The organism is Demequina phytophila (genome assembly GCF_000971135.1).
Taxonomy (GTDB): Bacteria; Actinomycetota; Actinomycetes; order Actinomycetales; family Demequinaceae; genus Demequina; species Demequina phytophila.
The window spans coordinates 321,814-339,625 of record NZ_BBLW01000002.1; the positions used below are offsets into that span (position 1 = coordinate 321,814).

Consider the following 17,812-nt stretch of genomic DNA (forward strand, 5'->3'; position numbering starts at 1 on the left):
GAACCGAGGAGGAGACGTAGTGGCAGGAGCAGGGCAGCGGCGATCGGGTCGCACGCGCACCACCGGCGGCACGCAGCGTCGGCGTGCGTCGCGACCCACCGAAGAAGGCCTGATCCCCCTGCTTGCGGCCATCGCCCGCGACGTCGACCGCGTGGTCCAGCGTCCTCCCACACGCACTACGGTGCGCACCAAGTACCAGGTGGTCGCCCTGCTGGTCCGCGAGGAGCGCGCCCGCGTGAAGGCCGACCCCGACCTGTCCCTGGCCAAGCGCGAGGAGGAGCTCAAGCGGCTCGACGGCCTCGCGACCATCCTCGCCAAGATCGCCGCGCGCGACACCTCGCTGCTCGCGCTCCTCGCTGATGACGCGCGCGTCTCCGAGTCCGCGCGGACCTACAAGGCGACCGTGCTCCGCTCGGCCGGACGGGACGTGCCCGACGAGCCCGAGCCTCCCGCACCGGTCGAGGCGGCGCCCGAGGCCGACAAGCGGGTGGTGCCGCAGTCGGCGATCGCCCACCGGCTCGCCAACCCCTTCCTCGCCCCCGACTTCGGCGTCGCCCAGGAGCGGCGTGCCGCGGCGCCCCGGCGGCTCGCCAGCTGGGAGCTGCTCGACACCATGTTCCGTTCGTTCGAGCGCGACGCGCCCGGAGCGCGCGCCTGCATGGACCTGCCCGAGCCGACCGCCCTGACCGCCACCGCGACAAGCGTCCCGTTGGGGCGCGAGCTCATGCCGCACCAGGCGCAGCTGGTCACCGCCGCCGCGCGCGGCCACCGCACCTTCCTGCTCGCCGACGAGCCGGGCCTGGGCAAGACGGCCCAGGCCCTCATCGCCGCCCAGGCGGCCGACGCCTATCCACTGCTGGTCGTGGTGCCCAACGTCGTCAAGGCGAACTGGGCTCATGAGGTCGCCCTGTGGACGCCGCATCGTCGCGCGACCGTGGTCCACGGCGACGGCGACGAGGTCGACGCGTTCGCCGACGTCGTCATCGTCAACTACGACATCCTCGACAGGCACGTGGGCTGGTTCGGCGACCTCGGGTTCAAGGGCATGGTGCTCGACGAGGCGCACTTCATCAAGAACAAGGGCTCGCAGCGGTCGCAGCACGTGCTCGCCCTGTCGGAGCGCATCCGGCAGCGCACCGCCCGCCCGCTGCTGATGGCACTCACCGGCACGCCGCTCATCAACGACATCGAGGATTTCCGCGCGATCTGGCAGTTCCTGGGCTGGATCGACGAGGACAAGCCGCTCGGCGGCCTCATGACCGCGCTCGAGGACACGGGCCTCATCCCGACGGATGCCGGCTGGTACGCGGCAGCACGCACCGCCGTGGTCGACCAGGGGATCGTGCGCCGGCGCAAGGTCGACGTCGCGGAGGACATCCCCGCCCGTCGCGTCGCGGACCTGCCGGTGGAGCTCGACGGCCCGCTCGGCCGCTCCATCCGCGCCGCCGAGACGGCGCTCGCCGCCCGCATGGTCGAGAGCTACCGGCGCGCGACCGCCGGACGCGAGGCGAACCCGGAGGACGGGATCGATCTCGACCTCGCCCGGCGCATCGCCGCCGCCGAGCTCAAGGACTCGAGCTCGAAGCGCAAGGGCGAGAACGTGTTCGAGATGGTCCGCAAGATCGGCCAGGCGAAGGCCGGTCTCGCCGCGGACTACGCCGTCCAGCTCGCGCGCAACGTGGGCAAGGTGGTGTTCTTCGCCAAGCACGTCGACGTGATGGACCAGGCCGAGCAGATCTTCGCCGACCGCGGCATCCGCTACGCCTCGATCCGCGGCGACCAGACCGCGAAGGCGCGCGCCCAGAACATCAAGGCCTTCACCGAGGACCCCGAGGTGCAGGTGGTGGTGTGCTCGCTCATGGCAGCCGGCGTCGGGCTCAACCTCCAGGTCGCGTCCAACCTCATCCTCGCGGAGCTGTCCTGGACGGACGCCGAGCAGACTCAGGCGATCGACCGGATCCACCGCATCGGTCAGTCCGAGCCGGTGACCGCGTGGCGCATCATCGCCGCGCAGACCATCGACGCGAAGATCGCGGAGCTCATCGACAGCAAGTCGGGCCTCGCGGCGCAGGCGCTCGACGGCGTCGCGATCGAGGAGGGGGAGTCCTCCAGCGACGTCCAGCTCGACGCGCTGGTCGCGCTCCTGACGGACGCGCTCGAGGCGGAGGGCCTGCACTAGGAGGAGCGGCGACACCCTGAGGTCCGCCCTCAGGGGAGTACCGCATATGGGGGAGGGCGATCCCATCCTCCCGGGTGATGCGCGCGCACCCGCCCGCGCGGAAGAGTCGACCCATGCGATCCTCACGCCCGTCTGCAGGGACGCGACGCCGCGCCGAGTGGGACACGCGCGGGCGCGTCGCCGCCGTCGCGACGGCCGGGATCGTCCTCGCCGCGGGACTGGCGGGCGCCGCCGCCGCGAGCGCCGGTGGGGACGAGGACTGCACGCTGCTGGCGCGTGGGCTCATCGCGATCGGCGTCCCCTCGATCACCGACGGCGAGGGCTGCGTCGCGCCCTGACGCCCATCCGGGTGTGAAAAACCGGCACCCCTGCCGGTTTGCTGTACGCTGGCGCGATCGGTGCACCGACGCATCGTCCCGACGCACCCGCAAGAAAGGGGCGAGACTCGATGGAGAGCCTCACCAAGAACCGCCAGTCCAAGGACACCCTCAAGACGCTCATCGCGCGCGCCTACGGCGCCGGCGAGGTCCCCGAGGGCGAGAACTTCGCGACCGAGATCACCGAGGGCTGGTTCAACGTCGCGTACCGCATCCGCCTGCGCAGCGGCCGCGAGGCCGTGCTCAAGATCGCGCCCCCCGCGGACGTCGCCGTCCTTACCCGCGAGCACGGCATGATGCGCAACGAGCTCGAGGCGATGCGGCTGGTCGCCGAGCACACCACCGTGCCCGTCCCGCGCATCGACCACGTCGACCTCACGCACGAGGTCGTCGACGCGGACCTGTTCTTCATGGAGTTCGTGGATGCGGACAACTTCGGGTTCGCCGCCGCGGACGGCCGGCTCGACGCCGCGACCATCGCGGCGGGCAATCGCGAGCTCGGTGCGCTCAACCGCGAGATCAACACCGTGGTGGGTCCCCACTTCGGCCCCCTCGAGGGGCCCGGCTTCGCGACGTGGCGCGAGGCCTTCATCGACGCCGTCGAGACCACGCTGCGCGACGGCGAGGCGGTCGAGATCGACCTCGGCTGGGATCCCGACGTCATCCGCAAGGTGCTGGCCGCCCACGCGGACGCGCTCGACGAGGTCACCGAGCCGCGCCTCATCGAGGTCGACCTGTGGACCAAGAACTCGATGATCCGCGACGGACGGATCGTCGCGATCCTCGATCACGAGCGTGCCCTCTACGGCGACCCGCTCATGGAGGCGGGCCTCACGGGCCTGGACCTCGCCGGCTTCGACGACCCGACCGACTTCATGGCCGGCTTCGGGCTCGGCGAGCTCACGCCCGCGCAGCGCACCCGGCGCCGCCTGTACTCGCTCTACCTCGCGGTCATCATGACGGTCGAGACCAAGTACCGCGGCCACACCGACACCCAGGTGTACGACTTCGGCCGCACCGAGCTGGACCGCGTGATGGCGGCGCTCGGGCACGTGCGGGTCTGACGTGGCCGCCCCGCCCACCGGCACCCGAGCGGAGGAGCTCGGCACGCGCCCGCTCGGGCGCCTGCTGTGGTGGTCGTGCGCGAACACCACGGCGTCGGTGGGCATCTACGGCGTCTACGCGCTCACGAACGCGTGGTTCGTCGCGCGGATGGTGGGGGAGACGGCGCTCGCCGCGGTGACGCTGGCGACGCCGCTCCTCCTGCTGGTGGGTGCCGTCTCGACCACGGTGGGGGTGGGTGCGGCCTCGCTGGTCTCCCGCGCCCTGGGGTCGGGCCGGCCGGACGATGCGGCACGCGCCACGGGCAACGCGCTCGCCCTGTTCTGGACGGTCGCGGGCGTCACGGCCGTCCTGGGGCTGACGTTCCTCGATCCGCTGCTGCGGATGCTCGGCGCCACGGACGCGACGCTGCCCTACGCCCGCCCGTACGCGGCGGTGATCCTCGCCGGTGCGCTGGTGTCCACGGGGTTCTCCGCGATCGTGCGCGCGGAGGGCCGGCTCGGGTACTCCACGCTGATCTGGGTGACGGCGGTGGTGGTGCAGATCGTGCTCGACCCGGTGCTGATCCTGGGGCTCGACCTCGGGGTCACCGGGGCGGCGCTGGGCACGGTGGGCGGCCAGGCCGTCTCGGCCGCGCTGGCGCTGTGGTTCTTCTTCGGCCAGCGCGAACGCCCCTACCGGATCGCCGCGGCGCACCTGCGCCCTCATCGCGACACGCTGCGGTCCATGGTCGGCATCGGCGCGCCGTCGTTCCTCGCGGGCGTCGGGGCCACCGCGGTCGTGGCCGTGGTCAACTCCTCGCTCGCCGCCGCGGGCGCCGCCGCACTCGCGGCATTCGCGGTCTGCGCCCGGATGCAGACGTTCGTCACCATGCCCCAGATCGGCATCACCCAGGGCACCCAGCCCGCGGTCAGCTTCTCGGCCGGCGCGGGACTGTGGCCGCGGGCAGCGCGCGCGGCCGCCTTGTCCACCCGCGCGACGGTCCTCTACGGCGCGGTGGCCGGACTCGCCGTGGCGCTCGCCGCGCAACCGCTGGCGGCGCTCTTCCTCGACCCGGGCGAGGCGCGCGACACGGCGGTGACGGCGCTGCGGATCATCGCGATCGGGTTCATGTTCTCCGGGGTCGCGCCGCTGGTCTCCGGCCTGTTCCAGGCGGTGGGAGACGCGCGACCGTCCTACGCGCTGTCCGTCGGCACCGTGGTCGCGATCAAGCTGCCGCTGGTGATCGCCCTGTCCACGCTGGGCCCCACCGGCATCTGGGTCGCCCTGCCGCTCGGCGAGCTGCTGTCCGCTGCCGTCGCCCTCATGCTGCTGCGGCGGTCCCGCGGCCTGCGAGGCGCGCCATGACCGCCGCGCCCCAGGATGAGGGCCCCATCGCCGCACGCCAGCGCGCCTACGCCAAGGGCGACCGCCGCCGTGCGCAGATACTGCGCGAGGCGTTCGCCGCGTTCTCCGCGGGCGGCTACCGCGGCGCCTCGATGGTGCAGATCGCGGCGGCCTGCGGCGTCTCGCGCGCGGGCCTGCAGCATCATTTCCCCACCAAGGAGGCGCTGCTCGCCGCCGTGCTCGAGGAGCGCGACCGGGTCAACGGGGAGCGGTTCTTCGCCGGCTGCGACGCCCGCACGGACGGCATCGACTACCTCGAGCGCCTGATGCGCGTGCTCGAGCACAACGTCACCCAGCGCGAGCTCATCGCGCTGTTCGCCACCCTGTCGACCGAGGCCGCGGACGCGGATCACCCCGCGCACGGCTACTTCGCGGACCGTTACCGGTGGCTCCGGCACGACATCGACGACGCGCTCGAGGAGGCGACGTCGCGCGGGCTGCTCCTGCCCGGCGTCGACCTCGACGGGCTCTCCTCCGACCTCATCGCCCTCATCGAGGGCCTGCAGGTCCAGTGGCTGCTCGATCCTGACGCGGTGGACATCCCGCGCCGGGTGCGCGCGTGGCTCGCGCAGGTGATCGCCGCGGACCTGCGAGCCGGCTGACCCCGCGCGCCTCGCGCGCGCCTCGCGCACGCGACACGCGATCCGTCCATGCGGCCGCGCGATCCGGCATCAACCGCGCGGGGTCGGCGCCGCTAGCGTGTGACGGGATCGCCCGGCGTGCGCCGTCGCACCCCCAGGGCCGAAGGAGGCGCCATGGTCCACCAGCTCCGCGCGAACGCACCCGCGCCCGCCGCACCCGCCCCGCTCGACATGGGCGACCCCGCCGGCACGGGGGCCGCGATCACCGTCACCACGACCCACCTCGAGCGCGGCGGCGTCCCGTGGATCCCGGTGATGGGGGAGTACCACTTCAGCCGCGACCTGCCCGAGAGGTGGGAGCGCGAGCTGCGCAAGATGCGCGCCGGCGGCGTCGACGTGGTCGCGACGTACCTGCTGTGGATCCTCCATGAGGAGACGGAGGGCGACCTGCGCTGGGACGGCGCCCGCGACGTGCGCACCTTCGTCGAGACCGCCCACCGCGTGGGGTTGAAGGTGATCCTGCGCATCGGCCCGTGGGCCCACGGGGAGACGCGCAACGGCGGCTTCCCCGACTGGCTCCAGGCGCTGCCCGTCGCCCACCGCACCGACGACCCCGCCTACCTCGTCCACGTGCGGCGCTGGTTCGCCGGCATCGCCGAGCAGACCCGCGGCCTCTTCCACGGACCAGACACCCCCGACGCGCCCGTGATCGGCATCCAGGTCGACAACGAGCTCTACGACCAGCCCGCCCACCTCGCCACCCTGCGCCGCCTCGCCGAGGAGGCGGGCATGCGCGCGAGCCTGTGGACCGCGACCGGCTGGGGCGGCGCGCAGCTCCCGCCGCGCGCGGTGCTGCCCGTGTACGCCGGCTACTCCGACGGCTTCTGGGAGGAGTCCGACGTCGAATGGCCCGCGTTCGGCGCGACGCACTTCACCTTCTCCGCCGCGCGCGACGACCTCACCGTGGGCGCCGACCTGCGTGACCACGGCGCCGTGGTGGGGGACGATGCGGCGCTCGGGGCGGGCGACCCGTGGCCCTACGCGACGTGCGAGCTGGGCGGCGGGATGACGGTCGCGTACCACCGTCGCCCCCACGTCGACCCCGCGGACGTGGCCGCGCTCGCGCTCACCAAGCTCGGCTCCGGCTCTGCCTGGCAGGGCTACTACCTCTACCACGGCGGCACCCACGCGATCGCGGCGCTGTCCACCACGCAGGAGTCGCACGCGACCGGCTACCCCAACGACGTCCCGGTCCGCGACTACGACTTCTTCGCCCCGCTGAGCGCGCACGGCCGGCAGCGCCCGCACTTCCACTCGCTGCGCCGCCAGCACCAGTTCCTCCGCTCGTGGGGACATGTGCTTGCACCGCTGCCCGTGACCCTTCCCGCGCCCGCGGACGGTGGACCGCGCTGGTCCGTCCGTGCCGACGGCGGGCGCGGCTTCCTGTTCCTCAACACCCACCAGCCCGCGGTCGCGCCCCTGCCCGACCTCGAGGACGTCGCCTTCGAGGTCCGGGTGGACGATGCGACGGTCACCGTCCCCACGCGGCCCACCCGGGTGCCGGCGGGCACCGCGGCCATCTGGCCGCTGCGCCAGCCCTTCGGATCGATCCCCGCGCTCACGGTCACCGCGCAGCCCGTCACCGAGATCCGCGTGGGCGACCGGACCGTGGTGATCTTCGCGGCCGCGGACGGGATCGACGTCGAGCTCCAGGTCGAGCGCGACGGCGCGACGGAGATCATGCGCCCCGAGGGTCCGCCCGGCCCCGGATGCATGGTGACGGTCGGCGACACCGACCTGGTGTTCCTCGCGGCGGCCCAGGCGGACACGGTCTGGCGAGGCGAGATCGAGGGTCGCGACACCGTGCTGCTGTGGGACGGGGAGGCGTGGTTCGACGCCGCCGGCTTCCGCATGGCGCCCCCGGCCCGAGCATCGTCCCTCCTGGCGGTGCCGGCGCTCGCGACCGACGCCAGCGGGACCGCGGGACCGTTCACCCGTCACGCCGTGCCGGCGGGACCCTCGCCCCACACCGTCGCGCTCGGAGCGGGACCCGAGCCGGTCACCGCGCCCGTGCGCAGGGATCCGCGCTCCGGGCGGCTCTCCGCGCCCACCGACGGCGACTTCGCGGCGCTCGATCCGGTCCCGGTCGCGATCGAGGACGCCTGGTTCGAGGACGTCGAGCAGCTGATGCTCGAACTCGACTGGACCGGGGACGCGCTGCGCCTGTACGCGGGCGAGACGCTCCTCGCGGACCAGTTCTGGTCGGGGCGGCCGCTCGAGGTGGACCTGCTGCCGCACCGCGAGGCCATCCGCTCTCACGGGCTCACGCTGCGCGCGTTCGCATGGGACCCCGCCGCCGGGGTGCACGTCGACCGGCGGGTCCGGCCGGCAGGGTCCGCGCCGGTGCTCGAGCTGCGCTCCGCGGTGGCGCGGCCCGTGGTGACGATCGCGCTGGCATGACCCGGGAGGCCTGGCACGATGTCCTCGTGGAGCAGGTCGACGGGTTCGTGCATCAGCGGATGCACGTGGTCGAGCGGGCGCGCGTCACCGAGGCGCTCCGCCGCCCCGTCACCCGGCGGCTCGTGGTCACCGACGCCGGGTTCTTCCCGGCGGCCCGGTTCCACGCGCGGGCACGGCCGCACGGCGTCGCGGAGACCATCCTGATCGTGTGCGTGAGCGGTTCCGGGTGGGTCGAGGTCGCGGGGGTGCGCACCGGCGTCGGTGCGGGGGCGGTCGCGGTGATCCCCGGCGGGGTGCCGCACCGGTACGAGGCCTCCGAGGCAGCGCCCTGGACCATCTGGTGGTGCCACCTGCGCGGCACCGACGTCGCCGAGCTGGTCGCCGCGACGGGCCTCACGCTCGAGCGGCCCGTCGCCACCCTGCGCCATCCCGAGCGCGCGGTGGCGCTGCTCGAGGAGATGGTCACCACGCTCGAGCGATCGGTCGCGGCGGCACAGCTGGTGGGCGCGGCCGGCTGCGCGTGGAAGCTCCTCACGCAGGTCGCGGTGGACCGGGCGATGCCCGAGCGCGGCGACCCGTTGGGGCGCGCGATGCGCTACATCGACGAGCGCTTCGACGGGTCGATCCGGGTGGCGGACCTCGCGGCGATGGTGGGCGTGTCCGCGTCGCACCTGTCCGCGCTGTTCCGGGGCGCGACGGGCGCCGGGGTGCTCGCGTACGTGACCAGCCGGCGCATGGCCGCGGCGCGCCAGCTGCTCGACTCGACCTCGATGCGGATCGCGGACGTTGCGGCGGCGGTCGGGTACCCGGACCCGCTGTACTTCTCGCGCCAGTTCCGCAAGGCGCACGAGATGAGCCCCAGCGAGTACCGCGAGCTGCGCAAGGGCTGAGCGCTACCCGCGGATCATGGCGGTCGCCCGGCGCTGCCAGGCGACGTCCACCCAATGAGGGTGGTGCGGGGCGGCGTTGGACGTGGTCACGGCGCCCCACGCGCCCTGGTCGACCGTCTCCGCGATGCCGGCCTCCGCGAGGTCCTTGCCCACGGGCCCGTCCTCGAACGTGCTGTGGAGCGGCGTGTACCCGACCCAGCCCTCGCCGATGACGAACGGCACGCACGCACGCCGTGCCCACGCGCCGATCGCCCGCACGCGTGCGCGGATCTCCTGGTGCATGAGCGCGCGGAACTCGCCGTAGTGGTCGTAGAGCCAGAGGTCCCATCGGACGGGGTCCACGTGGTCGTACGTGTAGAGCATCTGGTCCGTCACCACGGTCGCCTCGAGGCGCCAGGGCTCGGGACGGCCGTACTGCTCGAAGGTGGGTGAGCCTTCGCGCAGGAGCTCGGAGAGCGCGGGGTTGGGGAAGCCCGCGGTGCCGCTGTCGCGCACGTCGATGCGCCGCTGCAGCGCGTCGAGGACGCCGTACGCGTACACGTGGAACTGGCCCATTTGCAGGGAGGCCGGCAGCGACGCCATGTCGAGGTGCGGCGGCCTTCCGTAGCTCACCGTGACCGGCACGTCGGGGTGGTCGCGCGACACGAGAGTGATCGCCTCGTCGATCGCGTCCGGGGTTGCGGGGACGCGGGAGAAGTCGACCTCGTTGTGCAGTTCCACGAAGGCGACGGCGTCGAGGAGGCCGGCACGGCGGATGTCCCCGAGCAGGGCCGAGGTGGCGCTCGCGAGGCGGCGTAGCCGCTCCTCGAGCGGCACGGCGTCGATCGCGCGCCACCAGCGGTCGTCGGCGGCGAACGCCGGGGACTGCTGGTGCTCCCAGCTCGACAGGATGACCCGCATGCCGCGGCGCGCGGCGGCGTTGAGGAGCTCGAAGAGTCGCTTGCGCAGGTGGACCGTCGCGGGGGTGTGGACGTCGTACCAGCGTGTCCCGGCGCCGCGGCCCTCACCCATGCCCGTGAGCGTCAGCGCCTCCGGGAGGTCGTGACCTCCCGCGAGGTAGAGCGGCGCGGCGCAGATCCGCAGGGCGTTGTAGCCGCGCTCGACCGCCTCCTCGACGGCACGGTCGAGGTCGGCGTACACGTCCGCGGCGCGGGTGTACCAGGAGAAGTCCCACAGGGAGATCGCGAGTCGGTCGGTGGCGGTCGGCACACCGCGACGCTACGCGACCGGTGCGGCCGCGGGCGCTACCCGGCCCGCGCATCGTCGCTTCGTCCATGCCGGGCGCGCGAACGCCCATGGGCGAGCCTTGCGCGCGCGTCTAGGTTGCAGTCATGACCGGCAACGACGCTCAGCATGATGAGGCGCGGATAGTCCTCCCCGACGCCCCCGCGCACCTCGCCGCCGCCCTCGCGGACGGCGGTGCCGTCGCGTGGGAGCAGCCCGTGCCCATCCGCACCTACGAGGCGGGGGAGCCCAGCCCATACCCCATGTACCTCGACCGTCGCGTCTACCAGGGCTCGAGCGGGAAAGTGTACCCGCTGCCGTTCACCGAGTCGATCGCGGACTCTCAGGTGACGCGCGACTGGCAGGCCATCCACCTCGAGAACGCCTACGTGCGGCTCATGGTGCTCCCGGAGCTCGGCGGTCGCATCCACATCGGGTACGACAAGACCACCGGCTACGACTTCTTCTACCGCAACAACGTCATCAAGCCCGCGCTGGTGGGGCTTGCGGGGCCGTGGATCAGCGGCGGCGTCGAGTTCAACTGGCCGCAGCACCACCGTCCGGCCACGTACCTGCCCGTCGAGACGTCGATCGAGATCGGTCCGGACGGCGCCGTCACCGCGTGGTGCTACGACCACGACCCCTTCGCGCGCATGTCCGCCCTGCACGGCATCCGGCTGCGGCCCGACAGCTCCGTGGTCGAGCTGGTGGTGAGGGTGCACAACCGCTCGAGCGAACGCCAGACCTTCCTGTGGTGGGCCAACGTCGCGGCGCGGGTCCACGACGACTACCAGTCGTTCTTCCCCGAGGACGTGCGCTACGTCGCGGACCATGCGCGGCGCGCCCTCACCGCTTTCCCGGAGGCCGACCGGCCGTACTACAACGTCGACTACCCGTCGCTGGCTGAGGCGACGCCCGGCGCGGACCGCCTCGACTGGTACCGGAATATCCCGGTCCCGACCTCGTACATGATCGTGGACTCGCAGCAGGACTTCTTCGGGGGCTACGACCACGCCGCGGGAGCGGGCTTCGTCCACTGGGCCGAGCGGCGGCTCGCTCCGGGCAAGAAGCAGTGGACCTGGGGGAACGCTCCGTTCGGGCACGCGTGGGACGAGCAGCTCACGGACGGCGATGGCCCGTACGTCGAGCTCATGGCGGGCGTCTACACCGACAACCAGCCCGACTTCAGCTGGCTGTTGCCCGGTGAGACCAAGGTGTTCACCCAGCACTGGTTCCCGATCCCCGCGATCGGCGCGGCGCATCAGGCGACGCCGGACGCGGCGGTCAACGTCACGGGAGGGGACGATGCCGTGGCCACCTTCGCGGTCACCTCGCCCCAGCGGGGGGCGGTGGCGCGGATGTTCCGAGGCAGGACGGTGGTGGCCGAACGCGCCGTCGACCTCGTTCCCGGGGAGGTGGGGTCTCTCGAGGCACGGGTCGCGCGCGCCGAGGCCGCCTTCGAGCTGCGCGACGCAGACGGGACGCTGCTGGTGCGGTGGGAGCCGGTCGAGGTCCCCGACGCGGAGCCGTGGGTCGCCGAGGAACCTGCCGCTCCCGAGGCGACGGAGAGCGTCGAGGAGCTGTATCTCACCGGGCTTCACCTCGCGCAGTACCGCCACCCGACGCGCGAGCCGCTGCTGTACTGGGACGAGGCGTTGCGTCGCGACCCCGGCCACGTCCCTACGCTCCTCGCGGTCGCGGACCGGCTCTACCGCGCGGGACGCTACGCGGAGGCGCTCACTCGGGTCGAGCGCGCCCTCGCACGGCTCACCCGCCGCAACGCGAACCCCGTCGACGCTGAGGCGTTCTACCTGGCAGGTCTCGTTCTCACCCGGTTGGGTCGGCTGGAGGAGGCGGAGCGGGCGTTGGGGAAGGCCGGCTGGGACGGCACGTGGGCGGTGCCGGCCGGTCTCGAGCTCGCGCGCCTGCTCGCCCGCGACGGCCGCAACCGTGCCGCGCTGCGGGTGCTCGACACGCTCGACGGCGTGGTGGGGCACGACGCGCGGCGAGCTGCGGTGCGGGCGATCGTCCTACGACGGCTCGGCAGTCCCGGCGAGGCCGCCCTCGTGCTCGACCGCGCGCTCGAGTCCGATCTCCTCGACGCGACGCTGCGGGTGCTCGCCGGCCTGGAGGTCGCCGCGGACCCGGGGGTCCTCGTGGATGTCGCGTTGGACCTCACGAAGGCGGGGGAGGCGGAGGGCGCGCTCGGGGCCCTTGATGCCGCGATCGCTGCGCCCGTCACCGGTGCGGGCAACATCCGGCCCGTCGCGCACTATCTGGCCGCCGCGATGCTCGACCGCGGGGGGAGGGCCGCCGAGGCCGCGGCGCGGCGGGAGGCCGCGCGCCGCTCGGACCGGGCGCTCGCCTTCCCGGCAGGTCTGGATGCGCTCGACGCGCTAGACGCCGCCATCGCGGCGGATCCGGCCGACGCGGTCGCGCGCTCCCTGCTCGGCATGCTCCTCTACGACGCCCAACGGCGCGAGGAGGCGGTAGCGCAGTGGGAGGTCGCCATCGACCTGGGGCTCGAGGATCCCGTCCTGCTGCGCAACGCGGGTCTCGCCGCGTACACCATCGCGCGGGACGATGCGCTCGCGTGGGAGCGGTACGGTCGGGCGGTCTCCGCCGCGCCGGGGGACGCGCGGCTTCTGTTCGAGCGCGACCAGCTCGCGGCCAGGCTCAGCCAGTCCTCACGGGACCGGCTCGCGGCGCTCGAGCCCCACGCGGCCCTGGTGCTGACCAGGGACGACCTCACGATCGAGTACGTCGAGCTGCTCGTCGCCGTCGGGCGGGCCGAGGAGGCGCTCGCGATCCTCACCTCGCGCGCCTTCCACCCGTGGGAGGGCGGCGAGGGTCGCGCGCTCGCGGCCTGGGATCGCACCCACGCCGCTCTGGGCCTCGCCGTGACCGACCCGCCGCGCGGCCTGGGCGAGGCGCGGGCCCGCTACGCGCCCCCGGCGCCCGTGCGCGAGGACGGCGTGACCGACTACTTCGCGACCAGCCTGCCCGAGCTGCTCCTGTTCGCCCGTGAGTGACCAGCACGCGATCGCCGCGGGCGACTATGAGGCGTCCGTCGCGGGTCTGGGCGCGAGCCTGCGACGGCTCACGTACCGGGGTCGGGACCTGGTGGTCCCGTTCGGCGCCGACGTGGAGCGCCCCGACATGCGCGGGGCGCTGCTCGCACCGTGGCCCAATCGGACCGCCGACGGGACGTACGAGTTCGCGGGACACATGCATCGTCTCGCCATCGACGAGCCCGCGCGCCGGACCGCGAACCACGGCCTCGTCGCGAACCTCCCCTTCGTGCGGCGCGACGGCGCCGCGCACCGGGTGGTGCTCGCGGCGACACTCGAGCCGCGCGACGGCTTCCCGTGGCGGCTCGCCCTCACCGTGACGGTGACCGTGGGTGCGGACGGGTTGACCCACGAGGTCGAGGCGCAAAACGTGTCGGACGACAGCGCACCGCTAGGGCTCGGTGTGCATCCGTACCTGCTCGCGGGTCCCGCCGTGCGCGACGCGATCGACGCGTGGACCCTCGAACTCCCGGCGGACGCGGCGATGGTGGTGACGCGGGACCGCCTGCTGCCCGACCGCATCATCCACATCGACCGCCATGACGGCGGTGTGCTCGACTTCCGCGAGCCTCGTGTCATCGGGAGCGCGGCGCTCAATCACGCCTTCACCGCGCTGCGGCGCGACGCGGACGGCTGGGCGAGGGCGCGGCTCACGACCGCGAGGGGAGACGGTGTCGAGCTCGCGGTCGACGGTATGTACCGATGGATCCAGGCGTACACCGCGGACATGCCGAGCGCGGGGCCGCCACGGGCGGGGATCGCGCTCGAGCCGATGACGTGCCCTCCGGACGCCCTGAACTCGAAGCGCGACCTGCTGGTGGTGCGGCCCGGCGGGCGAGCGACCGCGACCTTCCGCATCCGGGGTCTCGACGTGGCCTGACGCACGATCCGTGCGCACGGTCGCCGCACCCGCTCGCGGCCGGGCGCACGAATCCTGCGATTTCATACGAATCGCCCGACACGGCCCGCGTGGTTCCGGGGATGCGCCGAGGTGTGCTCGTACGTTGATGGCGCGGCTCCTCGCCAGTTGCCCCCCAGCCTGGCGAGGAGTCGCCCAGGCGTTCCGCCGCCGTTCTCAGCAATCTCCCTGGTTCCTCCCAGTCGAGTCCCCGCCTCACACGATGAGGTGGAGGCAGGTAGACATCCAAGGAGACAGCGATGAACGACGACCCGTACCTGCCCCCCGCCGCGAGCACCACCGTGATCGAGTGGAAGCCCCCGCGCCGCCGCTCCGGACTGCGCCGCGCGGGCACCGTGCTGGGTGCCGCCGGGCTCCTGATCGGAGGTGTCGGGATCGGCATCGCGGTGGCGGACACGGACACGGCGACCGTCACCGCCGAGGAGGAGACCTCCGCTGTCGACAACCCGACCGCGCTCGAGGACACCCCGACGCTGGGCGACGCGCCCACCGACGTCCCGTCGAGCCCGAACCTCGGCGGCACGTGGCCCGGCGAGGGCGGCTACCCGGGAGGCGACTCGGGGTACGGCGCGGGCATCTCGACCCAGTCGGAGGCGACCGTCGCCGACAGCGACGAGACCACCGGCGTGGTGCTCATCGACACGGTGCTCGGCTACGGCCAGGGCGAGGCCGCCGGCACCGGCATGGTGTTGACGAGCGACGGCCTGGTCCTCACCAACAACCACGTCATCGAGGACTCGACCGAGATCACCGTCACGCTCGCGACGGGGGAGACCTTCTCCGCCAGCGTCATCGGGTCGGACTCCGCCGACGATGTCGCGCTGCTCCAGCTCGAAGGCGCCTCGGGCCTCACCACGGTCGCGATCGACGACGACGGCGTGACCGCCGGCGACGCCGTCACGGCGGTGGGCAACGCGTCGGGCGGCGGCGTCCTCATGGCCGCGGACGGCTCCGTCACGGGCCTCGAGTCCTCGGTCACCACCTCCGCCGACTTCACCACCGCGAGCGAGACCCTCGACGGGATGATCCAGTTCTCCGCGGCCGTGGTCTCGGGCGACTCGGGCGGCGCCCTGCTCGACAGCGAGGGCGAGGTGATCGGCATGACCACCGCCGCCTCGACGGGCAGCGCCGCTGTCACGGCCTTCGCCATCCCGATCGAGGACGCGCTCGACATCGCCGCGCAGATCCAGTCCGGCGACACCTCGAGCGGTGCGACCCTCGGCTACCCGGCGGTGCTCGGCGTCGCCGTGTCCGAGCGGGGGCAGATCCAGTACGTGTACGACGGCACCCCGGCCGCGACCTTGGGCCTGACCGCGGGCGACACCATCACGACGGTCGACGGCGTCACCGTGGGCAGCGCCTCGGAGATCTCCGCGGTGCTCGCGGATCACGAACCGGGCGACTCGGTAGCGATCACCTGGACCGACACCGCGGGCCAGACCTGGGAGTCGACGGTCACCCTGGCAGAGGGTCCGGCCGCGTAGCCGGGACGATGCGCGGGCATGGGGTGACATAAAACGCACTAGGATTCTTTGGTCCCCACCACGGACGTCCCCCTTGAGAGAAGGAAGATCCATGCGTTTCTCCACCGGTGCGAAGGCGACCATCCTCGCCGCGACCGCCGCGCTCGCGCTGTCCGCCTGCGCCACCGACTCGGAGGCCGGCGCCAGCGCCAGCGCCTCCGCGACGGCCGAGTCCGCACCCCAGGTCGGCACCATCGTCGCCGACGTCAACACCCTCACCGGCTGCGAGACCTTCGGCGGCGTCTGGTCCGGCGGCAAGGTCGCCGGCGCCGACGTCATCGCGGGCTGGGAGTTCACGTGCGACGTGGACGGTGACGGCGTGGCCGAGACCACCCTGTCGATCTACAACGCGACCGACGACCTCGAGGCGGACCTCGCCAACGTCGAGGCCGCCCACGCCGACGCGGCCGTGCTGCGTGGCGACCACTACCTGGTCGCCACCACCGACACCTCGCACATCGCGAGCCTCGAGAACGAGGGCGTGGAGGTCCTGCGCGAGCTCGCCGCCTCCTGACGCGCGACGCCGGCGGCCGCCTGACCGCCGCATCGTCCCCCTGGGGGCACATACTGGTCGAATCGGGGCGAAAGCGGCCCCGATTCGACCAGTTTCGTCTCAGGCGGGGAGTGCTCATGCGTATCGGCGACGCGGTGACGGTGGCGATGGTGGCGGCGAGCGCGGGGCTGGTGCTCGCCGGATGTACGTCGAGCTCGGACGACGAGGCGAGCCCCAGCCCATCCACGGAGTCGATCTCCGCGGCGGCGGTCGACGTCGCGGGCATCATCGCCAGCTTCAAGGAGGTCGCGACCTGCGAATCCTGGACGGGCGGCAAGGCCGCGGGCGAGGGGGTGCTTGCCGGGTGGCAGTACGTGTGCGACCAGGACGGCGACCTGGTCCCCGAGGCGACTCTCTCGATCTACCTCACCGAGGACTCGCTCGAGCGTGACATCACCGAGATCGAGGCGACGTCCGCGGACACCGGGATCGTCAAGGGCGATCACTTCATCTTCGCGACCACGGACGCCGATCAGTTCGACGCCGCGGTGGAGCTGGGAGGCGAGGTCGTGCGCGAGATGCCGTAGCGCGGGACGCGAACCGGTTCACATGGTGAGCATCGCCTTGATGGCTCGGCGTTCGTCCATGGCACGGTAGGCCTCGGCGGTGTCGTCGAGCGGAAGGACGAGGTCGAAGACCTTGCCGGGGTCGATCTCGCGGCGCATGATCCGGCCGATGAGGTCGGGGAGGTAGTGGCGCACGGGCGCGGGGCCGCCGTGGAGGTGGACCCCGGAGAAGAAGAGTCCGAGGCCGTCGAGGGTGACGTCGTGTGAGACGCCGACGTATCCGACGTGGCCGCCGGCGCGGGTGGCCTTGATCGCCTGGTCCATCGCCTCCTGGGTGCCGACGGCCTCGATGGTCGAGTGTGCGCCGAGCCCGTCGGTGAGCTCCTTGATGCGGGCGACGCCCGCGTCGCCCCGTTCCTCGACGATGTCGGTGGCTCCGAACTCGCGTGCGAGGGACTGGCGGTCGGCGTGCCGGCTCATCGCGATGATGCGCGTCGCGCCGAGCTCGCGTGCAGCGAGGATCGCCAGCAGGCCGACGGCGCCGTCGCCGACGACAGCGACGGTCTTGCCTGGTCCCGCCTGCGCGGCGACGGCGCCGAACCAGCCGGTGCCGAGCACGTCCGATGCGGCGAGCAGCGAGGGGATGAGGTCCGGCTCGGGCGTGGTGGGGGTGGCGACGAGGGTGCCGTCCGCGAGCGGGACCCGAAGCAGTTCTGACTGCGCACCACCTGGCGCGGCGGCTTCACGATGCGGGCAGTGAGTCTGGTAGCCGGAGCGGCAGATCTCGCATGTGTTGTCGGAGGCGAAGAACGAGCCGATGACGAAGTCGCCGACCTTCACGGTGGCGACGGCGTCACCGACGGCGACGACGGTGCCGGCGTACTCGTGGCCCATGGGCGTCGGCACCCGGGGGAGGGGTTCGAGGCCGCGGTAGGCCCACAGGTCCGAGCCGCACACGCATGAGGCGGCCAGCCGGACGATCGCGTCAGTGGGCTTCTCGATGACCGGGTCGTCTCGGTCCTCGACGCGGACGTCGCCGGAACCGTACATGAGCGCGCCACGCATGGCTCTCTCCTCTGTT

The 17,812-nt window shown here is 72.9% G+C and carries 14 protein-coding genes; 12 read left to right on the plus strand and 2 right to left on the minus strand.

The window, feature by feature from the left end:
* The first annotated feature begins 19 nt into the window (after window positions 1-19).
* The 7 genes from AOM01_RS04260 (at window position 20) to AOM01_RS04290 (ending at window position 8,935) form a co-directional block, all read left to right on the plus strand.
* Window positions 20-2,179 (plus strand): DEAD/DEAH box helicase, encoded by a 2,160-nt coding sequence (locus AOM01_RS04260; RefSeq protein WP_062289427.1) that lies wholly within the window; start codon window positions 20-22, stop codon window positions 2,177-2,179.
* A gap of 113 nt (window positions 2,180-2,292) precedes the next feature.
* Window positions 2,293-2,517, plus strand: a complete 225-nt coding sequence (locus AOM01_RS04265; RefSeq protein ID WP_062289431.1) for a hypothetical protein — start codon at window positions 2,293-2,295, stop codon at window positions 2,515-2,517.
* A 110-nt stretch (window positions 2,518-2,627) separates the two neighbouring features.
* Complete coding sequence (locus AOM01_RS04270) at window positions 2,628-3,620, plus strand: phosphotransferase family protein (RefSeq protein WP_062289434.1); 993 nt, start codon at window positions 2,628-2,630, stop codon at window positions 3,618-3,620.
* A 1-nt stretch (window position 3,621) separates the two neighbouring features.
* Window positions 3,622-4,965 (plus strand): MATE family efflux transporter, encoded by a 1,344-nt coding sequence (locus AOM01_RS04275; protein WP_062289437.1) that lies wholly within the window; start codon window positions 3,622-3,624, stop codon window positions 4,963-4,965.
* Window positions 4,962-5,606 carry a TetR/AcrR family transcriptional regulator gene (locus tag AOM01_RS04280; RefSeq protein WP_062289440.1) on the plus strand — a complete coding sequence of 215 codons (645 nt, stop codon included), beginning with the start codon at window positions 4,962-4,964 and terminating at the stop codon, window positions 5,604-5,606. The genes AOM01_RS04275 and AOM01_RS04280 overlap by 4 nt, the downstream gene beginning before the upstream one ends.
* Window positions 5,607-5,759: 153 nt before the next feature.
* Window positions 5,760-8,045, plus strand: a complete 2,286-nt coding sequence (locus AOM01_RS04285; protein WP_062289441.1) for a beta-galactosidase — start codon at window positions 5,760-5,762, stop codon at window positions 8,043-8,045.
* Window positions 8,042-8,935, plus strand: a complete 894-nt coding sequence (locus AOM01_RS04290; protein WP_228374207.1) for an AraC family transcriptional regulator — start codon at window positions 8,042-8,044, stop codon at window positions 8,933-8,935. Before AOM01_RS04285 ends, AOM01_RS04290 begins: the two co-directional genes overlap by 4 nt.
* Before the next feature lie 3 nt (window positions 8,936-8,938).
* On the opposite strand, the gene AOM01_RS04295 is transcribed toward AOM01_RS04290, so the two are convergent.
* A complete protein-coding gene (locus AOM01_RS04295) occupies window positions 8,939-10,144 on the minus strand; it encodes a cellulase-like family protein (protein WP_062289444.1) in 1,206 nt (401 codons plus the stop codon).
* 122 nt (window positions 10,145-10,266) lie between these two features.
* Between AOM01_RS04295 and AOM01_RS04300 the strand changes: the two genes are divergently transcribed.
* The 5 genes from AOM01_RS04300 (at window position 10,267) to AOM01_RS04320 (ending at window position 16,752) form a co-directional block, all read left to right on the plus strand.
* The gene (locus AOM01_RS04300; protein ID WP_062289447.1) at window positions 10,267-13,191 is read left to right on the plus strand and encodes a DUF5107 domain-containing protein; all 2,925 of its coding nucleotides are present in this window, start codon (window positions 10,267-10,269) and stop codon (window positions 13,189-13,191) included.
* Window positions 13,184-14,110 carry an aldose 1-epimerase family protein gene (locus AOM01_RS04305; RefSeq protein ID WP_062289450.1) on the plus strand — a complete coding sequence of 309 codons (927 nt, stop codon included), beginning with the start codon at window positions 13,184-13,186 and terminating at the stop codon, window positions 14,108-14,110. Before AOM01_RS04300 ends, AOM01_RS04305 begins: the two co-directional genes overlap by 8 nt.
* A 278-nt stretch (window positions 14,111-14,388) precedes the next feature.
* Window positions 14,389-15,633, plus strand: coding sequence for a S1C family serine protease (locus AOM01_RS04310; RefSeq protein WP_062289453.1), 1,245 nt, complete (start codon window positions 14,389-14,391; stop codon window positions 15,631-15,633).
* Between the two features lie 91 nt (window positions 15,634-15,724).
* On the plus strand, window positions 15,725-16,186 hold the full coding sequence (locus AOM01_RS04315) for a hypothetical protein (RefSeq protein WP_062289456.1): 462 nt from the start codon (window positions 15,725-15,727) through the stop codon (window positions 16,184-16,186).
* Window positions 16,187-16,302: 116 nt separating this feature from the next.
* Window positions 16,303-16,752, plus strand: coding sequence for a hypothetical protein (locus tag AOM01_RS04320; protein WP_062289459.1), 450 nt, complete (start codon window positions 16,303-16,305; stop codon window positions 16,750-16,752).
* A gap of 18 nt (window positions 16,753-16,770) precedes the next feature.
* Here the strand turns inward: AOM01_RS04320 and AOM01_RS04325 are convergent, their stop codons facing one another.
* The gene (locus tag AOM01_RS04325; RefSeq protein ID WP_062289465.1) at window positions 16,771-17,796 is read right to left on the minus strand and encodes a zinc-dependent alcohol dehydrogenase family protein; all 1,026 of its coding nucleotides are present in this window, start codon (window positions 17,794-17,796) and stop codon (window positions 16,771-16,773) included.
* Between the last annotated feature and the right edge of the window lie 16 nt (window positions 17,797-17,812).